The following is a 20,772-nucleotide window of genomic DNA, read 5'->3' as shown; positions in this document are numbered from 1 at the left end:
GCCCGCCCTTACTTCACGCCCGCCGCGGCCAGCGCCGCGCGAGCGTCATCAAGGATCGCCTGCCCGTTCTGGCCCGCGTCGGTCACCGTCTTGACCCAGGCGTCGAAGACCGGCTGGGTGCGCTCTTTCCACGCGGCCAGATCGGCCTCGGGGATCACCGTGACGGTGCCGCCGGCGTCCAGCGCCTTCTGGCGCTCGGCGGCCTCGGCCTCGTCCAGCGCCTTGCCGGCCAGCGGCGCGAGATTGGCGCCCGAGTTGTCGTCGATCACCTTCTTCAGGTCGTCGGGCAGCCCCTCGTACTTGGCCTTGTTCATCACCAGCGCAAAGACCGAGGTGGACATCCCGCCGTTCTCGACCCCCATCTCGGTGTGGTTCTTGGCCACCGACTCGATCCGAAGCGAGCCGAACACCTCCCACGGGATCACCGCGCCGTCGATCACGCCCGTGGTCAGCGCCTGCGCCACCTCGGGCACCGGCATCCCCACGGCCGTCGCGCCGAGCGCGTTCAGCGCCTCGGTCATCTGCCGCGAGGGGGCGCGGATCTTCATGCCCGCGAGGTCGGGCAGGCCCGCGACCGGCTTGGTCTTCATGTGGATCTTGTAGGCCGCGGGCGCGTGGATCAGCAGCGGATGCACCTGCGACAGCTCGTCGCCCAGGTGCTTGGCCTGAAACTCCTGCAGCGCCATCGTGGTCTGGGTCGCGGTGCCGCCCATGAACGGCAGCTCGAACACCTCGGCAACCGGGAAGCGGCCGGGGGTGTAGCTCAGCAGCGTCCACGAGATGTCCACGATCCCGTCGCGCGCCTGGTCGAAGAGCTGCGGCGGCTTGCCGCCCAGCTGCATCGAGGGGAACAGCTGCACGTCGATGCGGCCGCCCGACTGGCCCTCGACCGCCTTCTCCCACGGCTCGAGGATGCCTTTGTGAAGGGGCGACTCGCCCGACAGGAAGTGATGGACGCGCAGCGTGACGTCGGCGGCCTGCGCCGCGCTGGCAAGGGCAAGCGCCGCGACGGCGCCCAGCAGGATGGCTTTCATGGTTGGTCTCCTCCGGTGTTGGTGTCAGTCCGAGCCGGCAAGCCGGGCCGGGTCGAGTTCGCGGGTCCAGTCCGTCCCCGGCGCCAGCGCGTCGAGCGCCGCCGCGAGGGTCAGGGTCGGGTCGGCGCCGACGCGGGCCAGCGCTTCGGCCACGAGCCGCTGCGCCTCGGCGCGGGGCAGGGTGCGCGACAGCAGGTGGCCGGCGGCCTCGGCGCACATCCGGCCGCGGTCGGCAGCGAAGGTCGCGGCGATGCGGGCCGGGTCGGGGGTGAGCGTCTCGGCCAGACCCTGCGCCAGCCGCAGGCTGGCGGCCGTGCGGGTCAGCATCTGCGGCAGCAGGGTCCATTCCAGCCCCAGCGCGCTGCCGTCGCGTTCCTGCGCGTGGATCAGCGCGTGGTGCATTCCGGCCAGGTCGCCGGCGTTCAGCCGCGCGAGCGTCACCAGCGCCTCGGCGGCGACCGGGTTCGATTTCTGCGGCATCGCCGACGAACCGCCGCCGGCGCCCGCGGTGACCTCGCCCAGTTCCGACTGGCCGAGCTGGATCAGGTCGAGGCCCATCTTGCCCAAGCCCCCCGTGACCAGCGACAGCCAGCCGGCGAGTTCCGCCATCCCGTCGCGCGCCGCGTGCCACGCACCGTCGGGCACGCCGAGGCCGAGCGCCTCGGCCACCGCCGTGCGCAAGGCGGGGCCGTGGCCGCCGAACGACGCGCTGGTCCCCGCCGCGCCGTGCAGCGCGAGCTGCAGCACCCGGTCGCGCAGCTCGGCGAGCCGGGCGCGGTTGCGCGTCACCATCCCGCGCCAGACTTCGATCTTGGCCCCGAGCGTCGTTGGCGCCGCGATCTGGTGGCGGGTGCGGGCCGGGATCGGCTGGCCGGCATGAGCCGCCGCCTTGGCCGCCAGCGCCGCGTCGAGGGCCGCAAGCCGCCCCTCGAGCAGCGCCAGCGCCTCGGTCAGTTGCAGCGCCAGCGCGCTGTCGGTGATGTCCTGCGAGGTCGCGCCGAGGTGGACCGCGCCGCCCGCCTCTCCCGCCGCCCGCTTCAGCGCCGCGATCAGCGGTTGCGCGGCGATCCCGGCGCGGGCCACTTCGGCCCGCAGCGTGTCCGTCTCGGGGCGCAGCATGGCGGCGGCCTCGGCGATGGCCTGCGCGTCGGCCTGAGGGATCATCCCCAGCCCGGCCTGCGCCGTGGCCAGCGCGGTCTCGACCCGCAGCATGGCGGCGAGCGTGGCGGCGTCCGACAGGATCGCCGCCATCCCGGCATCGCCATAGAGCGCGTCGTAGAGACCGCCCTCGCTCATGCGGCCCGCAGCCCCAGGATCGCGCGGGCCTGCTGCCAGCTTGCCACCGGGCGTTCGTAGCGCTCGCACAGCTCGGCCGCCCGCCGCACCAGCGCGGCGTTCGACGGCGCGAGGCGCTCGCGGTCCAGCCGCACGTTGTCCTCGAGCCCCGTGCGCGCGTGCCCGCCCGAGGAAATCGCCCACTCGTTCAGCACGATCTGCGCCGGCCCGATCCCCGCCGCGCACCACGGCGCATCGGCCCCGAAGAGCCGCTGCACCGTGCGGATGTAATAGTCGAACACGTCCCGGTCGGCGGGCATCGCGTTCTTCACTCCCATCACGAACTGGACGTAAGGCGTGCCCTCAAGCCGCCCGTCATCCGCCATCTTCTTGGCCTGAAGGATGTGCGACAGGTCGAACGCCTCGATCTCGGGCTTGACGCCGTAGGTCCGCATCTCGGCGGCGAGCCAGTCCACGAGGTCGGGCGGATTCTCATAGACCCGCGTCGGAAAGTTGTTCGACCCGACCGAGAGGCTCGCCATGTCCGGCGAAAGCGGCAGCATCCCGCCCCGCGCCTGTCCCGCGCCCGACCGGCCGCCGGTGGAGAGCTGGACTATCATCCCGGGGCAATGCGTCTCGATCCCCTCCTTGAGGCGGGCGAAGCGCTCGGGGTCGCTCGTCGGTTTTCCCTCGTCGTCGCGGACGTGGCAATGGGCGATGGTGGCGCCGGCCTCGAAGGCCTCCTGTGTCGACTCCACCTGCTCGGCGATGGTGATCGGCACCGCCGGGTTGTTCTCCTTCGTCGGTAGCGAGCCGGTGATCGCCACGCACAGGATGCAGGGCTTGCCCGCGTGTTGGTTGGCGTGGGTGTTCGTGTCAGACATCGAAGAACACCGTCTCGTTCTCGCCCTGCAGGCGAATGTCGAAGCGATAGACGGGCGTGCCGTCCCGGTCGGAGCGCGTGGCGATCAGCGTCGCGCGGCGGTTTTCCCACTCGATCAGGTTCAGCACCGGGTCGGCGGCATTCGCCTCGGCCTCGTCGTCGAAATACATCCGGGTGTTCAGCCCGATGTTGATGCCGCGGGCAACGATCCACAGGTTCAGGTGCGGGGCCATCGGCGCCATGTCCTCGTCCATCCGGCCCTGCCAGTCGGGGTGGCTGGCGCGCACCTTGTCGCTGACGCCCGAGGCCATCTTGCGCCGCGCCCGGACCCGGCCGGGCTTGATCGTGTCGAAGCCCCATTCGCCGGTCTCGAAGTCGGTGATGACCCGGCCCCAGCCGCGGAAGCCGTCGGCGGGGCGGCTGTCCTCGCGCCGGACGTACTGGCCGTCGGCGTCGGCCTGCCAGACCTCGATCAGCACGTCCTTGACCGGGCTGCCGGTGCCGTCGATCACCACGCCCTCGACGCGGATGCGCTCACCCTTGGCGCCCGCGCCGGCGATGTCCCAGCCGAGTTCGCGGTCGAAGATCTGGAACCCTGCCGCCCCGGGGGCGAGGCCGATGTGGACATAGGGCCCCGCGGTCTGCGAGGCGGTCTCGCGCAGGTACTGCGGCGCGTTGTTCCGGGCGTCGATGACCATCAGTTCCCCTCCAGCCGGTTCTCGAACAGGGTCGAGCGGCGCCCGCGCAGCACGATGTCGAAGCGATAGGCGATGGCGTCGAGCGGCACGGTCGCGTTCATGTCGAGCTTCGCGGTCAGCCGGTCGATGGCGTCCGCATCGGGAATCGTCTGCACGATGGGGCAGAGTGGGATCAGCGGGTCGCCCTCGAAGTAGAGCTGGGTGATGAGGCGCTGGCAGAAGGCATGGCCGAAGACCGAGACGTGGATATGCGCCGGGCGCCAGTTGTTGACCCAGTTCCGCCACGGATAGGCGCCGGGCTTGACGGTGCGGAAGGCGTAGTAGCCCGTCTCGTCCGTCAGCGTCCGCCCGCAGCCGCCGAAGTTCGGGTCAATGGGGGCGAGGTAGCTGTCCTTCTTGTGGCGATAGCGCCCGCCGGCGTTGGCCTGCCAGATTTCGACCAGCGTGCCGGGGACGGGGCGGGCGTTCTCGTCCAGCACCCTTCCGTGGACGATGATCCGCTCGCCCACCGGGTCGCCGGTCTTGGCGTAGTTCTTGATCAGGTCGTTGTCGATCGGGGCGATGTCGTCATGCCCGAACACCGGCCCCGTCGTCTCGGACACCGAGCCCTGCAGTGAGATCAGCGCGAACCGCGGGCTGCGCGCCACGCTGGTCTTGTAGTCGGGCGTCAGCGCCGGCGGATGGGCGCGGCGGTCGCGCTGGTAGAACTCGGCCGGCTGCATCATCGCGCGCCCTCCATCTCGGCATAGGTGTCCTTGGCGAGCTTGAGCGCGTGGTTGGCGCGCGGCACGCCGCAGTAGATGGCGACGTGCTGGAACACCTCCTGCACGTCGCGGGGGGTGGCGCCGGTGCGGACGGTGGCGCGGATGTGCATCGGGATCTCGTCGAAGTTCCCCATCGCCGCCAGCAACCCCAGCGTGATCATCGAGCGTTCCCGCCGGCTGAGCCCTTCCGAGGCCCAGACCGTGCCCCAGGCGCTTTCGGTGATGAGGTCCTGGAACGGCCTGTCGAAGTCGCTTTTCCCGGCCTCGGCGCGGTCCACGTGGCTGTCGCCCAGCACCTCGCGGCGGACCTGCATCCCGCGGTCGTGGCGAGGGGAAGCACACTCGTCAGACATGGCCGATCTCCGTCAGGAAGCGGGTGAGGATGCGGGCGTAGTCGGCGGGCGCCTCGACGCAGGGCAGGTGGCCGGCGCCGTCGATCACCTCGAAGCGGGCGTCCGCGATCAGCCCGGCGGTGGCCTGCACCAGCTCGGGCGGGGTCGAGCCGTCGGCGCTGCCTGCGATCAGCTGCACCGGCAGGGTCAGCCCCGCGGTGCTGTCCCGCAGGTCGGCCCCTGCGATGGCCGCGCAGCAGGCGACGTAGCCCTCGACCGGCTGGCGTTCCAGCATCGCCTGCCAGGCGGCGAGTTCCGGCGTGGCGCGGAAGGCGGGCGAGAACCAGCGCTCCATCGTCGGGGCGGCGATGGCGGCGATGCCGCCCTTGCGGATCGCGGCGATCCGGTCCTGCCACATCGCCGCCTCGCCGATCTTCGCCGCCGAGTTCGAGATGACCAGCCCGCGCAGCAGCTCGGGCCGCCGGGCCGCGAGGCTCTGGCCGATCAGCCCGCCGATGGACAGGCCCACGAACACCACGTCGCGCAGCCCCAGCGCCTCGATCATCCCGGCCGCGTCGTCGGCCAGCTGTTCGATGCTGTAGGGGCCGGGGGTTTCCTCGGACAGCCCGTGGCCGCGCTTGTCATAGCGCACCAGCCGCAGCCCGTCCGGCAGGTGCGGGATCAGCGCGTCCCACAGCCGCAGATCGGTGCCGAGCGAGTTGGCGAACACCAGCGCCGGCCCGTCCGCCGGACCCCTGTCTGCGACGTGCAGCGCCGCGCCGTTGGCTTCGATGATCCGCATCAGTAAGGCAGCCCCACATAGTTTTCCGCAAATGCCCGTTGCTGGGCCTCGTTATCGCGCAGGAAGGCGATGTCGGCCTGCTGCATCTTGAGGTCGAACGGCGCCATGTGCGGATAGCGGTGCAAAAGCCCGCTGAACCACCAGCTGAAGCGCTCGGCCTTCCACACCCGCAAGAGTGCGCGTTCCGAATAGCGCTCGAGCCCCTCGTCGTCGCCGTCGTGGTAGTGCCGCACCAGCCCGTCGATGAGGTAATGCACGTCGCTCGCCGCCGTGTTCAGCCCCTTGGCGCCGGTCGGCGGCACGATGTGCGCGGCGTCGCCGCACAGGAACAGCCGCCCCCAGCGCATCGGTTCGGTCACGAAGGACCGCAGGGGGGCGATGGATTTCTCGATCGACGGCCCGGTGACCAGCCGCTCGGCCACGTCCGGGGGCAGGCGGCGCTTCAGCTCGGCCCAGAAGGCGTCGTCGGTCCAGTCGCCCGGGTGATCCGACAGCGCGCACTGGATGTAGTAGCGCGAGAGGTTCGCGTTGCGCATCGAGCACAGCGCGAAACCGCGCGCCGAGTTGGCGTAGATCAGCTCGTCATGGACCGGCGGCGTCTCGGACAGGACGCCCAGCCAGCCGAAGGGATAGGTCTTTTCATACTCGCGCCGCACCGACAGCGGGATGGTCTGGCGGCTGATGCCGGGGAACCCGTCGCAGCCGGCCACGAAGTCGCAGTCGATCCGCAGGCTCTGGCCGGCGCGCGTCAGGGTCACGAACGGGTGGTCGGTGTCGGCATCGTGGATGACCACGTCCTCCACCTCGAAGATCGTCTGCGCGCCCGCCGCCTCGCGCGCGTCATACAGGTCGCGCGTCACCTCGGTCTGGCCGTAGACGATGACCGGGGTGCCGGTCAGGGCCTTGAAGTCGACGTGGAAGCTGCCGCCCTCCCAGGCGATTTCGGTGCCGTCGTGGACGAAGCCCTCGGCGTGCAGCCGGTCGGCGACGCCCGCGCGCTCCATCAGCCGCACGAGCCCGGTCTCGAGCACGCCGGCGCGGATGCGGCCCAGCACATAGGCGCGGGTCTTGCGCTCGAGCACCACCGCCTCGATGCCCGCGCGGTGCAGAAGCTGCCCGAGCAGCAGCCCGGACGGCCCGCCCCCGACGATCACCACTTGAGTGCGCATCAACGATCCTCCCCCTGCAGGCAGGTTGATCTGCCGCGACCCTCAAGTAAAATGATTAATCAGGCCGTTTGGTTATCAAATCCGGTAAGTCATGGATCGCCGCATCCGCCTGCGCCACATTCAGGCCTTCGTCGAGATCGTCCGCCAGGGCAGCCTCAAGCGGGCGGCCGAAGAACTGTTCCTGACCCAGCCCGCCATCTCGCGCACCCTGGCGGAGTTCGAGGAGATCGTCGGCAGCCCGCTGCTCATCCGCGGCCGGGGCGGGGTGCGGCTGACGCCCGAAGGGCAGTTCCTGCACGGCCATGCGCTGAGCGGGCTGGCGGCGCTGTCGACGGGGCTCGCCGGGCTTGCGGGCGGGGCCGGGGACCGGCTCAGGGTCGGGGTCCTGCCCTCGGTCGCGGCGCGGCTGATGCCGGCGGTCGCGGCCGAGCTGCTGGCCGTCGCGCCGGGGGTGATGCTCGAGGTGTCGGATGGCTCGCACGAGCATCTGACCAAGGCGCTGCGGGCGGGCGACCTCGAGGCGGTGATCGGCCGGCTGGGCGCGCCGCAGACCATGCAGGGGCTGAGCTTTACCCAGCTTTACCTCGAGGAGGTGGCGGTCGTCGTCCGGCCCGGCCACCCTATCCTCGCCGATCCCGACCTGCGCCGGGTGGGCGAGCATCTGGTGCTGTATCCGACCGAGGTGGCGGCGATCCGGCCGCTGGTGGACCGGCTGCTGTTGAGCCTCGGGCAGTCGCTGCCGCCGCGCCGGATCGAGACGGTCTCGGGCGCCTTCGGCCGCGCCTTCACCCGCGACAGCGACGCGGTGTGGTTCATCTCGGCCGGGGTGGTGGCGCGCGACGTGGCCGAGGGGCGGCTGGTGCGCCTGCCGGTGGCGACCCGGCTGACCGAGGGGCCGGTGGGCGTGATGACCCGCGCCAACGCCCCGCGGACGCTGGCCGGGACGCTGTTTCTGGACATCGTGACCCGCCACGAGGCGGGCGGCGGGGCCTGACCCTTAGCCCTCGCCCGCCGCGGCGAGCGCCCGCGCGGCAAGGGCCACGAACGCCGCGCACTCGGCCTCGTCGAGCCCCGGCAGGATCGCGGCCTGCAGCGCCGCCACAACCGGCGCCAGCCGCGCGTGCAGCGCCTGCCCCGAATCGGTCAGCGACAGCAGGATGGCGCGGCGGTCCGTCTCGCTGCCCCGCCGGGCGATCAGGCCCTTCTTCTCGAGCCGCTCGGCCACGGCGCCGACCGTCGCGCGGTCCTTGCCGATGGCGCGGGCGAGCGAGGCCTGGTCGCGGTCCGGCTCGGCCGCGAGCGCGTCGATCATGGCGAACTGCACCGGCGTCAGGTCCTCGCCCGCCTCGGCCATCGCCGCGGCGAAGACCTGGGTGGAGTGCTGGTGCAGCCGCCGGATCAGATGCCCCGGCATCAGCGACAGCGACAGCGTCGGCGGCGTGGCGTCCATGAGCGTCCCCTCGTGCAAGCGGCAGATCGTATCTGCACATACTTCCTGTTGACGGGGCCGCCAAGGATGCCATATGTCACACACAGCATCGTAAGACGACTTACGACCTTGGGAGGGGTTCATGCAGTATCATCGTGACGGTTTCCGGCCCGGCGACCCGCGGGTGCAGCCCGCCGCCCCCGGCGTGCCCGAGGGCGGGGCGCTGTTGCCCGACCGCATGGACGTGCTGATCGTCGGCAGCGGCCCGGCGGGGCTGACGCTCGCCGCCCAGCTTTCGGCCTTTCCCGAGATCACCACCCGCGTCGTGGAACGCCGCGACGGCCCGCTTGAGAAAGGGCAGGCGGACGGCATCTCGTGCCGCTCGATGGAGATGTTCCAGGCCTTCGGCTTCGCCCACACGGTCAAGGAACAGGGCTACTGGGTGAACGAGGCGACCTTCTGGAAGGCCGACCCGGCCGATCCCGCGCGGCTGGTCCGCGCCGGCCGGGTGCAGGATGTCGAGGACGGGCTTTCCGAGATGCCGCACGTCATCCTGAACCAGGCGCGCGTGCATGACTTCTACCTCGAGATCATGCGCCACAGCCCCAACCGGCTCAGCCCCGACTATGGCCTGACGCTGGTCGGGCTGACGGTCGAGGAGGGGGACGAGCATCCCGTGGTGGCCGAACTCGAGGCCGCGGACGGCACCCGCCGCACGGTCCGGGCGCGCTATGCGGTGGGCTGCGACGGGGCGCGCAGCGCGGTGCGGCGGGCCATCGGGCGCGAGCTCCGGGGCGATTCGGCCAACCAGGCGTGGGGCGTGATGGACGTGCTCTGCGACACCGATTTCCCCGACATCCGCATGAAGTCGATCCTCAAGTCCGACCGCGGCAGCGTCCTGATCATCCCGCGCGAGGGCGGGTTCCTGACCCGCATCTACATCGAACTCGACAAGCTCGCCGCGGGTGAGCGTGTTGCCGACCGCGCCATCACCCTCGACCGGCTGGTGGCGGCGGCGCAGGCGGGGTTCGCGCCCTTCACTCTGACCGTCCGCGACGTGGCTTGGTGGTCGGTCTACGAGATCGGCCAGCGCCTGACCGACCGCTTCGACGACGTGCCCGAGGGCGAGGCCCGCCTGCCGCGGGTGTTCATCGCCGGCGACGCCTGCCACACCCACAGCCCCAAGGCGGGGCAGGGGATGAACGTCTCGATGGGCGACGGCTTCAACCTCGGCTGGAAGCTGGCGGCGGTGCTGCGCGGTCGCGCCGATCCGGCGATCCTGCACAGCTACTCGGCCGAGCGGCAGGGGGTGGCGCAGGACCTGATCGACTTCGACCGGCGCTGGGCGCGGATCATGAGCGAGCGCCCCGAAGACGGCGCCGACACCCCGCAGTTCCAGCGCAGCTTCATCGAGAATGGCCGCTACACCGCGGGGATGCAGGTGACCTATGCGCCCTCGGCGCTGATCGGCCCGGCGACGCACCAGCATCTGGCGCCCGGGTTTCCGGTCGGGGCGCGGCTGCACTCGGCCCCAGTGGTGCGGCTCGCCGACGCCCGGCCGATGCACCTCGGCCATGCCTTCACGGCGGACGGGCGCTGGCGGCTGATCGCCTTTGCCCCGGACGAGGATCACGCGGCCGAAGGCTCGGCGCTGAACCAGCTCTGCGGCTTTCTGGCCGACGATCCGGCCTCGCCCCTGCGCCACAACCGCCCGGGCGAGGATGCCGACGCCCAGATCGACCTGCGCGCGGTCCTGCCGCAGGGGTTCCGCGACGTGGCGCTCGAGACGCTGCCCGCGCTGCTGCGCCCGCGGGTGGGGGCGCTGGGGCTGGTCGATGCGGAAAAGATCTTCTGCGCCGACCCAGCCCACGACATCTACGCGCTGCGCGGCATCGACCGGGCGCAGGGCGCGCTGGTGGTGGTGCGCCCCGACCAGCACGTGGCCCATGTCCTGCCGCTCGATGCGACGGACGAGCTCGCCGCGTTCTTCGACGGGTTCCTGATCTGACGAGGGGCGGGGCGCGGCCGACGCGCGCCCCGCCCGCGCGGTCAGCTCGCGCTCAGCCAGGCGTTGAAGCGCTCGGTCAGCTCGGCCTCGTGATCGACCCAGAAATCATAGGACGACCCGAGCGCCTTCTTCATGTTGTCGGGGTTGGTCGGCATGTTCGGCGCCATCTCGGTCTTGCCGTCGTTGTAGAGCCCGACCAGCGGCGCCGAGGACTTGCGCGCCGGGCCATAGCTGATCCACTTGGCCTGGTCGGCCAGCGGCTGGGTCGAGGTGGCGAACTTGATGAACTCGAGCGCGTCCTTGGCGTTCGGCGCGCCCTTCGGGATGGCGAACAGGTTGTATTCATACACCTGTCCGTCCCACACCATCTTGAACGGCTTGCCCTCGCTGACCGTCGCGTTGAAGATCCGGCCGTTGTAGGCGGTGGTCATCACCACCTCGCCATCGGCCAGCAACTGCGGCGCCTGCGCGCCCGATTCCCACCAGACGACGTCCTTCTTGATGGTGTCGAGCTTCTTGAACGCCCGGTCCACCCCCTCGGGCGTGCCGAGCACCTTGTAGACCTCGTCCGCGGGCACCCCGTCGCCCATCAGCGCCATCTCGAGCAGCGCCTTGGGCGCGCGCTTCAGGCCGCGCTTGCCGGGATATTTCGCGGTGTCGAAGAAATCCGCGATGGTCGTGGGCGGGTCGGCGGTGATCTTGGTGGTGTCATAGGCATAGACCGTCGAGAACACGATCGAGCCGACCGCACACTCCGCCAGCGCGTTGGGCAGGAAATCCTCGGTCGCGGGCGTGCCGTCGGGCGCCGCGGGCAGGCCGGCCGGGTCGATCGGCTCGAGCAGCCCCTCGTCGCACAGGCGGATCGCGTCGGGGTATTCGATGTCCACCACGTCGGTGGTGACGTTGCCCGCCTCGACCTGCGCCTTGACCGGGATCGCCGGGTTGTCGCTGTCCACCGACACGACGTTGATCCCGGTCTTGGCGGTGAAGGGGGTGTAGTAGGCCTCGACCTGGCTCTTGGTGTAGGTGCCGCCCCAGGACATGACGGTGATCTGCGCGGCCTGCGCCGCCCCCGCGCTCAGCGCCAGCGCCGAGACGAGGCCGAGCGTCCGCAGGACGGGGGTGATCGGGCCGGATGTGGATTTCATGGCTTCGTTCCCTGTTGTGGTTGTCGTGGTCCCGGTCTTTGCCGGGCGTGAAGGCCCCTTCTGCCGGGGGCGCTTGAGGTCCGGTCCGGGCGCGGGGGGGCATGGGCGCCCCCGCGCGCCCGCCGGGTCAGCCGACGAGGGCCGGCGTGTCCGCCTGCCGGGCGGCCTGCGGCGCCGCCGCGATGCCGCTCGCGCTGCCCGCCCCCCTGCCGACGATCAGGTGCTCGGGGCCATAGGGGAACCCGGTGATGTTGCGGTTGCCCTCGGGCGTGATCACGAGGATGTCGTGCTCGCGATAGCCGCCGGCACCCGGCAGGTGGTCGGGAATGGTGATCATCGGCTCCATGCTGACCACCATGCCGGGTTCCAGCACCGTGTCGCAGTCCTCGCGCAGCTCAAGCCCCGCCTCGCGGCCGTAATAGTGGCACAGCACCCCGAAGCTGTGGCCATAGCCGAAGCTGCGGTACTGCAGCAGGTTCTCGGCCGCGTACATCTCGTTCAGCTCGCGGGCGATGTCCGAGCAGCGGTTGCCGGGGACCAGCAGCTCCTTGCCGCGGTCGTGGACGCGGCAGTTGAAGTCCCACAGCCGCAGGTGTTCGTCGCTCGCGGTTTCGGCGAACAGAGTCCGTTCCAGCGCGACGTAATAGCCCGCGACCATCGGGAAGCAGTTGAGCGACAGGATGTCGCCGCGCTCGATCCGGCGCGAGGTGACGGGGTTGTGGGCGCCGTCGGTGTTGATCCCCGACTGGAACCAGGTCCAGGTGTCCAAGAGCTCGGCGTGCGGCCAGACGCGGGCGATCTCGCGCACCATCGTCGCGGTGGAATGCAGCGCGACCTCGTGCTCGGGGACGCCGACCGCCACCGCCTCGACCACCGCGGCGCCGCCGATGTCGGCGATGCGGGTCATCTTCTCGATATGGGCGATCTCTTCGGCCGACTTGATCATCCTGAGCTGCATCGCGGGCTGGGCGATGTCGACGAACTCCATCCCCGGGAACTCGGCCTTGAGCAGGTTCAGCAGGTCGATGTTGACGTGGTCGAACTCGATCCCCAGCCGCCGCACGCCGCCGGTAAGCTGGCGGATGGCGTGGAAATAATTGTCCTTCTGCCAGTCGGTATAGGTCAGGTTGCGCCCGCCGAAGGTGCGGCGCCACGGCTGGCCACCGTCGATCCCGGCGCTGATCGAGGTGCTCGCGTCAGGGGTGACGACCAGCCCGTAGCGGCGCCCGAACTGGCAGTAAAGGAAATCCGCATAGTAGTTGATGTTGTGATAGCTGGTGAACAGCGCCGCACCGATACCGCGCTCGGCCATCGCCGCGCGGATCGAGTCGAGGCGCCGCTGCATCTCGCCCGCCGAAAAGGTCGGCTGCACCGGGGTGCCGTTGCCGACGTAGTTCTGAAGCCGTTCGCGTTCCATCCGTCCCCTGATTCCCTTGACCGCCGCGCCCCGCGGGCGCTTGAACCTGCCCTCACGATCCGCCCCGTCCGCGGCCCTTGTCAAAAGAGTGTTTCTCACCCCAGGATGAGGAAACCTCATGGGGGTCCCGCGATGTCCGGTCCTGCGCCGCTGAACGCGCTGCGCGCCTTCGAGGCGGTGGTCCGCTCCGGCTCGTTCGCGGCTGCGGCCGGTGAGCTGCACGTCACGCAAAGCGCGATCAGCCATCAGATCAAGGGGTTGGAGCAGTGGTTCGGCGCGCCCCTCTTCGACCGCGAGGGGCCGCGGCCGCGCCCGCTGCCGCACGCGCAGCAGTTGGCGCGCAGTTTGTCACTGGGGTTCGACTCCATCAACGCGGCCTGCCGCGCGGCGCGGGGGTACAGCCAGACTCGCCCCTTGGTGGTCGCGGCGATCCCCTCGGTCGCGGTCTGCTGGCTCATCCCCCGGCTCGGTTCCTTCCGGGCTGCCCACCCGGGCGTCGAGATGCGCATCGTCTACGCACTCCACGGACAGGAGATCGACTTTGCCGAGGTCGATTTCGCCTTCGTCTTCGCTTCCCGCCCGCCCGCGGCGTGCGGGGCCGATTCGCTGCGGCTGCTGCCGGGGGCCGCCGTGCCCGTGTGCAGCCCGCAACTTGCCGCGACCCGGGCGGCCCGTGAGGGGGACCGGGGGATCGCGGGGATGGCGCTCTTGCACGACACCGACCACGACGGCTGGGCGACGTGGTTCGCCCGCGCCGGGCTGCCCGGCCGCGACCCGGCGGCGGGGCCGGTGTTCGAGGATTTCAACCTGCTGCGCGCCGCGGCGCTGGCCGGGCAGGGGGTGGCGCTCTGCCCCGAGGCGATGATCCGCGACGACCTGGCCGCCGGTCGCCTCGTGCGGCTGTCGCAGACGGCGGTGGCAGAGGGCTCGGCCTATTACCTGCTGCAAGGCCCGGCGGCGGCGGTCGCGCCCGGCCACGCCCGCGCCTTCCGCGACTGGGTGCTGGCCGAGCGGGCGGGCGACGACATGGGTGAGGGCCCCATGAGTTAAGGCCCGCCGGGGGGAACCGGCGGGCCTTCGGGATCGGCTCAAGGCCGGATCAGGCGAGCAGCTTCAGCAGCGCTTTCGCGGCATCCTCGGACGAGGCCGGGTTCTGCCCCGTGACCAGCTTGCCGTCGGTCAGCACGAAGCTCGCCCAGTCGGCGCCCTTCTCATAGGTGCCGCCGTTGGCCTTGAGCATGTCCTCGACGAGGAACGGCACCACGTCGGTCAGGCCGACGCCGTCCTCCTCGGTGTTGGTGAAGCCGGTCACCCGGCGACCCGAGACCAGCGGCTTGCCGTCCGGCCCCTGCGTGTGGCGGAACACCGCCGGGGCGTGGCAGACCGCGCCCACCGGGCGGTCGGCGGCGGCAAAGCCCTCGATCAGGCGGCGGGCGTCGGCGTCCTCGGCCAGGTCCCACAGCGGCCCGTGCCCGCCGGGGAAGAACACCGCGTCGAACCCGTCAAACGTCACCTCGGCCAGCCGCTTGGTGCTGGCCAGTTGCGCCTGCGCGTCCGAGTCGTCCTTGAAGCGGCGGGTGGCGTCGGTCTGGGCGTCGGCCGCGTCGCTCTTGGGGTCGAGCGGCGGCTGCCCGCCCTTGGGCGAGGCCAGCGTGACCGAGGCGCCCGCGTCCTTGAAGACATAGTAGGGCGCGGCGAACTCTTCGAGCCAGAAGCCGGTCTTCTTGCCGGTGTCGCCAAGCTGGTCGTGCGAGGTCAGGACCATCAGGATGTTCATGTCGTTTCCCTTCAGTTGCGGCCGACGCGGATCACGCGCTTGCCGAGGTTTTCACCGCGCAGCAGCCCGACAAAGGCGGCCGGCGCGTTCTCGAGGCCGTCGATGACCTCTTCGCGGTAGGCGATGCGGCCCTCGCCGATCCAGCCGGTCATCGCCTTGGCGAAGTCCGGGTAGAGGTGGCCGAAGTCGTCGAAGATGATGAAGCCCTGCACCTTCAGCTTCTTGCGCAGGATCAGCCCCATCAGCCAGTTGAGCCGGTCCGGCCCCTCGGGCAGGCTGGTGGCGTTGTACTGCGAGACGAGCCCGCAGACCGGCACCCGCGCGTTGGCGTTGAGCAGCGGCATCACGCCGTCCAGCACCTTGCCGCCGACGTTCTCGAAGTAGACGTCGATGCCATCGGGGCAGGCGGCGGCGAGCTGTTGGGCGAAGTCGTCGGCCTTGTGGTCGATGCAGGCGTCAAAGCCCAACTCGTCCACCGCCAGCGCGCATTTCTCGGGGCCACCCGCGACGCCGACCACGCGGCAGCCGAGGATCTTGCCGATCTGCCCCACCGTCGCGCCGACCGGCCCGGTGGCCGAGGCGACCACGATCGTCTCGCCCGGTTTCGGCGCGCCGATCTGCGTCAGCCCGGCCCAGGCGGTGAACCCCGGCATCCCGAGGATGCCCAGGGCCCAGGACGGACGGTCGGGCGAGGCCCCGAGGTTCGTCACGCCCTTGCCGTCCGACAGCGCGTAATCCTGCCAGCCGTTGAAGCTGAGCACCCAGTCGCCCGCGGCGAAGCCCTCGACGTTCGAGGTCACGACCCGCGCGACGGTCCCGCCGACCATGACCGCGCCCAGCTCGACCGGGTCGGCATAGGATTCCGCGGCGCTCATCCGGCCGCGCATGTAGGGGTCGAGCGAGAGATATTCGGTCCTGAGCAGCATCTGCCCGGGGCCGGGGGTGGGGATGGGGGTTTCGGTCAGCTTCAGCGTCGCGTCCGTCGGCTCGCCCTTCGGGCGCTCGGCGAGCAGGAACTGGCGGTTCGTGGTGTCGGTCTGTGTCATCTCGGGTCTTTCTGTCAGGCCGCGGCGGTGTCGATGTGCAGGCGCACGTCGATGTTGCCGCGGGTGGCGTTGGAGTAGGGGCAGAGCTGGTGCGTCGCCTCGACGAGCTTTTGCGCGTCGGCTTCGGCCATGCCCGGCAGGTGCGCGGTGATGTCGAGGTCGAGCGCATAGCCCCCGGCGGCCTGCTGGCCGATGCCGACCGCGACGCTGGTGCGGGCGCCCTCAGGCGACAGCTTGAGCTGCCTGGCCGCGATCTCCATCGCGCTGTCGAAGCAGGCGGCATAGCCGAGGGCGAAGAGCTGCTCGGGGTTCACGCCGGTCTTGTCGCCGGTCGCGGCGGCGTCGGGGCGCACCATGTCCACGGCGAAGCTGCCGTCGTCGAGCGCCGAGCGGCCCGAGCGCCCGCCGGTGGCGGTGGCCGAGGTCTTGTAGAAGATTTTCATGGCATCTGTCCTTTCTGATTAGACCAGTCGTCTCATGGGGTGGTCGGGCCGCGTCAGGCGGTCGGCCCGGGCGGAACCAGCCGCTTGGTCGTCCGCATCGCGGCCGCCAGGGCGGCGTCGTCGTGGGCCAGCGAGGCGACGAGGCTCGCCCCCAGCCACAGGTGATAGATCGCCTCGGCCGTGGCCTCGGGGTCGTCGATCGCGGCGATCGAGCCGTCGGCCAGCCCCTCGCGCAGCGTGGCCGCCAGGCGGCCGGTGATCGACTCGACCCCGTCGCGCAGGATGCGGCTCATGTCCGGCGACAGATCGGCGATTTCCGCGGAAAGCTTGACGATCAGGCAGCGTTCGGCCGGGTCGGGGCTGACCTGCTTGCGCTGCCAGTCGGCGAAATAGGCCAGCAACCGGGCCCGCGCGTCCCACGCCGGATGGGTCAGCGACCCGTCGAGGCGGGTGCCGTACTCGGTCACGAAATCCTCGAGCAGCGCGCAGCCATAGGCCTCTTTCGAGGGGAAGTAGTGGTAGAACGACCCCTTCGGCACCCCGGCCTGTTTGAGCAGCTCGCTCAGCCCGACGCCGGTATAGCCCTGCTGGGCGGTCAGGCGGCGGCCGGTCGAGAGGATCTGGGTGCGGGTGTCGTGTGGCTGGTCCATGGCTCCGATATGGGGTGATTAGACCAGTCGTCTAGTGGGCGGCGCGAAAAAAAATCCTCGCCCTGCGTCGGGCCGGGCGCGGCCGCCCGGCTTGCCGCCCCCGCCGCGGCCCCCCTAGAGTGCGGCCCATCCCTCGCCCGGCGGAGCCATGACCTATCGTTTCCTGCAAAGCTCGGACCTGCATCTTGGCCGCGCCTTCGGCACCTACCCCGAGGACATCCGCCACCGCCTGCGCGAGGCTCGCCACGCCGCCATCGCCCGCCTCGCCGCCGCGGCGCGCGAGGCGGGCGCCCGCGACGTGCTGCTGGCCGGCGACAGCTTCGACGCCGAGACCCCGGCGCCCGCCACGCTGCGGCAGGCGCTGGGCGCGATGGCGCATGAGGCCGACCTGCGCTGGGTCCTGCTGCCCGGCAACCACGACAGCCTCGCCGCGTCGGAACTGTGGCAGCGGGTGGCGGCGGCCTGCCCCGCGAACGTCACCGTGCTCGACACCCCCGCGCCGGTGGCGCTGGCCGAGGGCGTGTGGCTGCTGCCCGCGCCCGTCACCCAGCGCCGCCCGGGCCGCGACCTGACCGAGGCGATGTCCGCCCCCACCGCCGAAGGCGCGATCCGCATCGGCCTGGGCCACGGGGCGATCGTGGATTTCACCGGCGAGGAAGGCAGCCCCGGCATCATCCCGCCGGACCGGGCGGCGCGCTCGGGCCTCGACTACCTCGCCATCGGGGACTGGCACGGGCAGATGCAGGTGGGCCCCGCGACCTGGTACGCCGGCACGCCCGAGGCCGACGGCTTCAAGCACGCCACCGCGCCCGGTGCGCTGGTGGTGACGCTGGCGGCGGGCGCGCCGCCGCAGGTGACGCCGGTGCCCATCGGGCAGTTCGCGTGGGTGCGCCCCGACCTCGACCTGCTGCCGGGCGAGGATGGCGCCGCGCGGCTGACGGCGCTGCTGCCCGCCGGGGCGCAGCGCCGCAACGCGCTGGTCCGGGTCGCCCCGCGCGGGCGGCTCGCGCTGGCCGAACGGGCGGCACTCGAGGCCGCGCTGACGGCGCTCGCGCCGGATTTCGGCTGGTTCCAGTCCGACCTCTCGGGCCTCGCCGCCGATGTCGCGCCCGACGACCTCGACCAGATCGAGCGCGGCGGCGCGCTGCGCCGCGCGGCCGAGGCGCTGCTGGCCGAAAGCGCCGACCCGGCGCTGGCGCAGGACGACCGCGACGTGGCGGCGGCGGCGCTCGCCCGGCTCTACGCGCTCGCGCAAGAGGTGCAGCCATGAAGCTGCGCGCCATCGAACTCACCAACCTGCGCCGCTTCGCCGGCCAGCGGGCCCGCATCGACGGGATCGGCGACGGCATCTCGGTGCTGTCCGAGTGCAACGAATACGGCAAGTCCACCTTCTTCGACGGGCTGCGGGCGGTGTTCTTTGAGCCCCACCGCGGGACGCGGGCGGCGATCCGCGCCCTGCAACCCCACGGCGGCGGCGCCCCCGAGGCCGCGGTCGAGATCGACCTGCCCCAGGGCCGCTTCCGCATCGAGAAACGCTGGCTCTCGCGCCCGACGGCGCAGGTCACGGACGCCTCGGGCCGGATGGTGGCGCGGGACGACGAGGCCGAGGCGTGGATCGACGGGCTGACGCAGGGCGGGCTCGCCGGGCCGAGCGGGCTGTTGTGGGTGCGGCAGGGGCTGCTGGGGATCGAGCCGGACGGGAAGGGCGATGCGAGCGACCCGAAGAGCGGCCTCTCGGTCCGCCGCGACCTGCTGTCCTCGGTCGCGGGCGAGATCGAGCTGATGACCGGCGGGCGGCGGATGGATGCGGTGCTGGTCCGGGTCCGCGAGGCGCTGGACCGGCTGGCGACCCGCACCTTGCGCCCGAAGTCGGGCGGCCCGTGGGCGCGGGCGGTCGAGGATGCCGAGGCGCTCGAGGCCGAGCGCGCGGCGCTGGACGCCAAGGCGCGCGGGCTTGCGGCGCAGCTGCAGACCCGGGCGCGGCTCGGGCGCGAGCGCAAGGCCCTGACGGACCCCGAGGCCGACGCCGGCGACACCGCGGCGCTGCGCGCGGCCGAAGCGGCGCTCGAGGCCGCGACCCGCCGCGCCGACGAGATCCGGGCCGCTGACAGTGCCTGCAAGCTGGCCCTGCGCGACGTCGAGAAGGGGCGCAGCGACGCCCAGGCGCTGACCGCGCTGCGCGACCGGCTGGCCGAGGCCGAGACCCGCGCCACCCGGTCCGCCGCGGCGGTCACGAGCGCCGAGGCTGCCGCGGGCGACCGCGCGACCGAGGTCGCGCAGGCGACGCACGCCCATGACACCGCCGCGGCCGCCGCCAAGGCCGCGACCGCGCGGCTTGAGGCGGCGCAGCGGGCCGCCCACGCGCGGACGGCCCGCGATCTGGCCCAGACCCTCGCCCAGACCCTCGCGCGGGCCGAGGCGCAGCGCAGCGCGCTGGAAGAGCAGCGCGCCCGCCGCAAGGCGCTGGTGGTGACGGACCAGACCCTTTCCGCCGCCGAGGCCGCGCAGGCGGCGCTCGACCGCCTCAGGGCGCAGGCCGAGGCGCAGCAGGTGGCGGTGCGATTCGACTATGGCGGCGCGGCGCGGGTGACGCTCGCGGGCCGGCCGCTGGGGCCGGAGGGGGTGCGGCTCACCGGCGCCACGACCTTCGAACTGCCGGGCATCGGCCGCATGACCGTCGATCCGGGCGCGGCGGGCGAGGGCGCGCTCGCCCCCCGGCTCACCGCGGCCGAGGCGGCGCTGGCCAGGGCGCTGGCCGCCTGCGGGGCGCCGGACCTGCGCGGCGCGCAGCGGGCGGCGGACGAGGCCCGACACCTCGACGGCGCGATCCGGGACGGTGCGGCGGCGCTGGACGAGAGCGCGCCCGACGGGATCGAGGCGCTGCGCCTCAAGCTTGCTCAGGCGCGCGAGGCAGCGGGCGCGGGCGCCGACGACGCGCCCGACGACCCCGCGCCGCTCGAGGCCGCCCTGGCCGCCGCCCGCGCGGATGAGGCCGCGGCGGCGCAGGCGCTGGCCGCGGCGACCGCCCGGCAGGGGCAGGCGCGCGAGGATCTCGCCTCGGCCAAGGCCGCGGCGGTGGCGGCGCAGGATGCGCTCGACCGCGTCCGGGCTGAGGCCGGCGACGCGGTGACGCTGGCCGCGCGGCTGCTGACGCTCGGCACGGCGCAACCGGCGCTCGAGGCGGCGCTCGCCGACGCCGAGGCGCGGCGCGCCACGCTGGCCGCCGATGCCCCGGACGAGGCCACCGCGCGGGCCGAGGTCGCGCGCCTCGGCTCGGTCCTCGCCGGCCGGGCGCAAGAGCGCACCCGGCTTGACCGCGAGCTGGCCGAGGTCAACGGCTCGATCGGCGCGCTGGCCGATCAGGGCATCGAGGAGGCGCTGGACGAGATCACCGGCCGCGCCGCCGAGGCCGCCGCCCGCGCCGCGCGCTACGAACGCGAGGTGGGCGCGCTCGACCGGCTGCGCCGCGCGCTCGAGGACGCCCGCACGGCGGCGCGCGAGCAGTATCTGCGCCCCGTCATGGACGAGCTGCGGCCGCTGCTGGACATCCTGCACCCCGGCGCCGAACTCGGCTTCGACGACACCAGCCTCTTGCCCGCGACGCTGACCCGCGCCGGGCAGGACGAGGCGCTCGACATCCTGTCGGGCGGCACGCGCGAGCAACTGGCGGTGCTAACCCGGCTGGCCTTTGCGCGGCTGTTCCTGCGCCGCGGTCAGCCGGTGCCGGTGGTGCTGGACGATGCGCTGGTCCACAGCGACGACGACCGGATCGAGGCGATGTTCACGGCGCTGCACCGCGTGGCGCAGGACCAGCAGATCCTCGTCTTCACCTGCCGCCAGCGCGCCTTCGCGCCGCTCGGGGGCCAGCGGCTGCGCGTCGAGGTCACGCCAGCCTGA

Annotated in this window: 20 protein-coding genes; 5 read left to right on the top strand and 15 right to left on the bottom strand. The window is 72.1% G+C overall.

From position 1 onward, the window contains the following. Nucleotides 1-8: 8 nt before the first annotated feature. Genes HGN31_RS07355 through pobA form a run of 8 tightly spaced genes read right to left on the bottom strand, consistent with a single transcriptional unit; the run spans nucleotide 9 to nucleotide 6,957 of the window. Entirely contained in the window at nucleotides 9-1,034 is a 1,026-nt protein-coding gene (locus HGN31_RS07355) for a TRAP transporter substrate-binding protein (RefSeq protein ID WP_168782804.1), read from the bottom strand. 24 nt (nucleotides 1,035-1,058) lie between these two features. Beyond that, nucleotides 1,059-2,330: a lyase family protein gene (locus HGN31_RS07350; RefSeq protein WP_168782803.1), complete on the bottom strand. Its 1,272-nt coding sequence runs from the start codon at nucleotides 2,328-2,330 to the stop codon at nucleotides 1,059-1,061. Continuing rightward, on the bottom strand, nucleotides 2,327-3,193 hold the full coding sequence (locus HGN31_RS07345; protein WP_168782802.1) for a 3-oxoadipate:acetyl-CoA acetyltransferase: 867 nt from the start codon (nucleotides 3,191-3,193) through the stop codon (nucleotides 2,327-2,329). The genes HGN31_RS07350 and HGN31_RS07345 overlap by 4 nt, the downstream gene beginning before the upstream one ends. After that, the gene (locus tag HGN31_RS07340) at nucleotides 3,186-3,890 is read right to left on the bottom strand and encodes a protocatechuate 3,4-dioxygenase subunit alpha (RefSeq protein WP_168782801.1); all 705 of its coding nucleotides are present in this window, start codon (nucleotides 3,888-3,890) and stop codon (nucleotides 3,186-3,188) included. Before HGN31_RS07340 ends, HGN31_RS07345 begins: the two co-directional genes overlap by 8 nt. Continuing rightward, nucleotides 3,890-4,612: a protocatechuate 3,4-dioxygenase subunit beta gene (gene pcaH, locus HGN31_RS07335; RefSeq protein ID WP_036708391.1), complete on the bottom strand. Its 723-nt coding sequence runs from the start codon at nucleotides 4,610-4,612 to the stop codon at nucleotides 3,890-3,892. The genes HGN31_RS07340 and pcaH overlap by 1 nt, the downstream gene beginning before the upstream one ends. Next, entirely contained in the window at nucleotides 4,612-5,007 is a 396-nt protein-coding gene (gene pcaC / locus HGN31_RS07330; RefSeq protein WP_168782800.1) for a 4-carboxymuconolactone decarboxylase, read from the bottom strand. The genes pcaH and pcaC overlap by 1 nt, the downstream gene beginning before the upstream one ends. After that, nucleotides 5,000-5,788, bottom strand: coding sequence for a 3-oxoadipate enol-lactonase (pcaD, locus tag HGN31_RS07325; protein ID WP_168782799.1), 789 nt, complete (start codon nucleotides 5,786-5,788; stop codon nucleotides 5,000-5,002). Before pcaD ends, pcaC begins: the two co-directional genes overlap by 8 nt. After that, on the bottom strand, nucleotides 5,788-6,957 hold the full coding sequence (gene pobA / locus HGN31_RS07320) for a 4-hydroxybenzoate 3-monooxygenase (RefSeq protein ID WP_168782798.1): 1,170 nt from the start codon (nucleotides 6,955-6,957) through the stop codon (nucleotides 5,788-5,790). The genes pcaD and pobA overlap by 1 nt, the downstream gene beginning before the upstream one ends. Before the next feature lie 91 nt (nucleotides 6,958-7,048). On the opposite strand from pobA, the gene pcaQ reads away from it, so the two are divergent. Then, nucleotides 7,049-7,951 (top strand): pca operon transcription factor PcaQ, encoded by a 903-nt coding sequence (pcaQ, locus tag HGN31_RS07315; RefSeq protein WP_168782797.1) that lies wholly within the window; start codon nucleotides 7,049-7,051, stop codon nucleotides 7,949-7,951. Between the two features lie 3 nt (nucleotides 7,952-7,954). Here pcaQ and HGN31_RS07310 read toward each other — a convergent pair whose 3' ends face one another. Continuing rightward, nucleotides 7,955-8,407 (bottom strand): MarR family winged helix-turn-helix transcriptional regulator, encoded by a 453-nt coding sequence (locus HGN31_RS07310; RefSeq protein ID WP_244961172.1) that lies wholly within the window; start codon nucleotides 8,405-8,407, stop codon nucleotides 7,955-7,957. Between the two features lie 121 nt (nucleotides 8,408-8,528). Between HGN31_RS07310 and HGN31_RS07305 the strand changes: the two genes are divergently transcribed. Further along, nucleotides 8,529-10,394 (top strand): FAD-dependent monooxygenase, encoded by a 1,866-nt coding sequence (locus HGN31_RS07305; protein WP_168782796.1) that lies wholly within the window; start codon nucleotides 8,529-8,531, stop codon nucleotides 10,392-10,394. A gap of 41 nt (nucleotides 10,395-10,435) precedes the next feature. Here HGN31_RS07305 and HGN31_RS07300 read toward each other — a convergent pair whose 3' ends face one another. Together HGN31_RS07300 and HGN31_RS07295 are read right to left on the bottom strand one after the other, a co-directional pair. Continuing rightward, nucleotides 10,436-11,542 carry an ABC transporter substrate-binding protein gene (locus HGN31_RS07300; protein WP_036708340.1) on the bottom strand — a complete coding sequence of 369 codons (1,107 nt, stop codon included), beginning with the start codon at nucleotides 11,540-11,542 and terminating at the stop codon, nucleotides 10,436-10,438. Between the two features lie 127 nt (nucleotides 11,543-11,669). Continuing rightward, nucleotides 11,670-12,959 carry an aminopeptidase P family protein gene (locus tag HGN31_RS07295; RefSeq protein WP_168782795.1) on the bottom strand — a complete coding sequence of 430 codons (1,290 nt, stop codon included), beginning with the start codon at nucleotides 12,957-12,959 and terminating at the stop codon, nucleotides 11,670-11,672. Nucleotides 12,960-13,091: 132 nt separating this feature from the next. On the opposite strand from HGN31_RS07295, the gene HGN31_RS07290 reads away from it, so the two are divergent. Further along, the gene (locus tag HGN31_RS07290) at nucleotides 13,092-14,009 is read left to right on the top strand and encodes a LysR substrate-binding domain-containing protein (protein WP_168782794.1); all 918 of its coding nucleotides are present in this window, start codon (nucleotides 13,092-13,094) and stop codon (nucleotides 14,007-14,009) included. A 49-nt stretch (nucleotides 14,010-14,058) separates the two neighbouring features. Here the strand turns inward: HGN31_RS07290 and HGN31_RS07285 are convergent, their stop codons facing one another. From HGN31_RS07285 to HGN31_RS07270, 4 genes are read right to left on the bottom strand one after another with little or no spacing between them, the layout of a single operon-like run. After that, nucleotides 14,059-14,736 carry a type 1 glutamine amidotransferase domain-containing protein gene (locus HGN31_RS07285; protein ID WP_168782793.1) on the bottom strand — a complete coding sequence of 226 codons (678 nt, stop codon included), beginning with the start codon at nucleotides 14,734-14,736 and terminating at the stop codon, nucleotides 14,059-14,061. 11 nt (nucleotides 14,737-14,747) lie between these two features. Beyond that, complete coding sequence (locus HGN31_RS07280) at nucleotides 14,748-15,782, bottom strand: NADP-dependent oxidoreductase (RefSeq protein ID WP_168782792.1); 1,035 nt, start codon at nucleotides 15,780-15,782, stop codon at nucleotides 14,748-14,750. Between the two features lie 14 nt (nucleotides 15,783-15,796). Continuing rightward, nucleotides 15,797-16,225, bottom strand: a complete 429-nt coding sequence (locus HGN31_RS07275; protein ID WP_168782791.1) for an organic hydroperoxide resistance protein — start codon at nucleotides 16,223-16,225, stop codon at nucleotides 15,797-15,799. A gap of 53 nt (nucleotides 16,226-16,278) precedes the next feature. After that, complete coding sequence (locus HGN31_RS07270) at nucleotides 16,279-16,875, bottom strand: TetR/AcrR family transcriptional regulator (protein ID WP_168782790.1); 597 nt, start codon at nucleotides 16,873-16,875, stop codon at nucleotides 16,279-16,281. Nucleotides 16,876-17,023: 148 nt separating this feature from the next. Between HGN31_RS07270 and HGN31_RS07265 the strand changes: the two genes are divergently transcribed. Together HGN31_RS07265 and HGN31_RS07260 are read left to right on the top strand one after the other, a co-directional pair. Next, on the top strand, nucleotides 17,024-18,145 hold the full coding sequence (locus HGN31_RS07265; RefSeq protein WP_168782789.1) for a metallophosphoesterase family protein: 1,122 nt from the start codon (nucleotides 17,024-17,026) through the stop codon (nucleotides 18,143-18,145). Next, nucleotides 18,142-20,772, top strand: coding sequence for an AAA family ATPase (locus tag HGN31_RS07260; RefSeq protein WP_168782788.1), 2,631 nt, complete (start codon nucleotides 18,142-18,144; stop codon nucleotides 20,770-20,772). Before HGN31_RS07265 ends, HGN31_RS07260 begins: the two co-directional genes overlap by 4 nt.

Source organism: Paracoccus sanguinis (assembly GCF_012689545.1).
GTDB classification, from domain to species: Bacteria; Pseudomonadota; Alphaproteobacteria; order Rhodobacterales; family Rhodobacteraceae; genus Paracoccus; species Paracoccus panacisoli.
Note: the sequence above shows the minus strand (reverse complement) of the source record. Positions and strands in the feature narration are given on the sequence as shown.

Coding starts and splice junctions, on each gene's coding strand:
- HGN31_RS07355 (WP_168782804.1), bottom strand. CDS start 1,034: ATGAAAGCCATCCTGCTGGGCGCCGTCGCGGCGCTTGCCCTTGCCAGC.
- pcaH (WP_036708391.1), bottom strand. CDS start 4,612: ATGCAGCCGGCCGAGTTCTACCAGCGCGACCGCCGCGCCCATCCGCCG.
- pcaC (WP_168782800.1), bottom strand. CDS start 5,007: ATGTCTGACGAGTGTGCTTCCCCTCGCCACGACCGCGGGATGCAGGTC.
- HGN31_RS07350 (WP_168782803.1), bottom strand. CDS start 2,330: ATGAGCGAGGGCGGTCTCTACGACGCGCTCTATGGCGATGCCGGGATG.
- HGN31_RS07345 (WP_168782802.1), bottom strand. CDS start 3,193: ATGTCTGACACGAACACCCACGCCAACCAACACGCGGGCAAGCCCTGC.
- pobA (WP_168782798.1), bottom strand. CDS start 6,957: ATGCGCACTCAAGTGGTGATCGTCGGGGGCGGGCCGTCCGGGCTGCTG.
- HGN31_RS07340 (WP_168782801.1), bottom strand. CDS start 3,890: ATGGTCATCGACGCCCGGAACAACGCGCCGCAGTACCTGCGCGAGACC.
- HGN31_RS07305 (WP_168782796.1), top strand. CDS start 8,529: ATGCAGTATCATCGTGACGGTTTCCGGCCCGGCGACCCGCGGGTGCAG.
- pcaQ (WP_168782797.1), top strand. CDS start 7,049: ATGGATCGCCGCATCCGCCTGCGCCACATTCAGGCCTTCGTCGAGATC.
- HGN31_RS07260 (WP_168782788.1), top strand. CDS start 18,142: ATGAAGCTGCGCGCCATCGAACTCACCAACCTGCGCCGCTTCGCCGGC.
- HGN31_RS07265 (WP_168782789.1), top strand. CDS start 17,024: ATGACCTATCGTTTCCTGCAAAGCTCGGACCTGCATCTTGGCCGCGCC.
- HGN31_RS07300 (WP_036708340.1), bottom strand. CDS start 11,542: ATGAAATCCACATCCGGCCCGATCACCCCCGTCCTGCGGACGCTCGGC.
- HGN31_RS07295 (WP_168782795.1), bottom strand. CDS start 12,959: ATGGAACGCGAACGGCTTCAGAACTACGTCGGCAACGGCACCCCGGTG.
- HGN31_RS07310 (WP_244961172.1), bottom strand. CDS start 8,407: ATGGACGCCACGCCGCCGACGCTGTCGCTGTCGCTGATGCCGGGGCAT.
- pcaD (WP_168782799.1), bottom strand. CDS start 5,788: ATGCGGATCATCGAAGCCAACGGCGCGGCGCTGCACGTCGCAGACAGG.
- HGN31_RS07275 (WP_168782791.1), bottom strand. CDS start 16,225: ATGAAAATCTTCTACAAGACCTCGGCCACCGCCACCGGCGGGCGCTCG.
- HGN31_RS07280 (WP_168782792.1), bottom strand. CDS start 15,782: ATGACACAGACCGACACCACGAACCGCCAGTTCCTGCTCGCCGAGCGC.
- HGN31_RS07285 (WP_168782793.1), bottom strand. CDS start 14,736: ATGAACATCCTGATGGTCCTGACCTCGCACGACCAGCTTGGCGACACC.
- HGN31_RS07290 (WP_168782794.1), top strand. CDS start 13,092: ATGTCCGGTCCTGCGCCGCTGAACGCGCTGCGCGCCTTCGAGGCGGTG.
- HGN31_RS07270 (WP_168782790.1), bottom strand. CDS start 16,875: ATGGACCAGCCACACGACACCCGCACCCAGATCCTCTCGACCGGCCGC.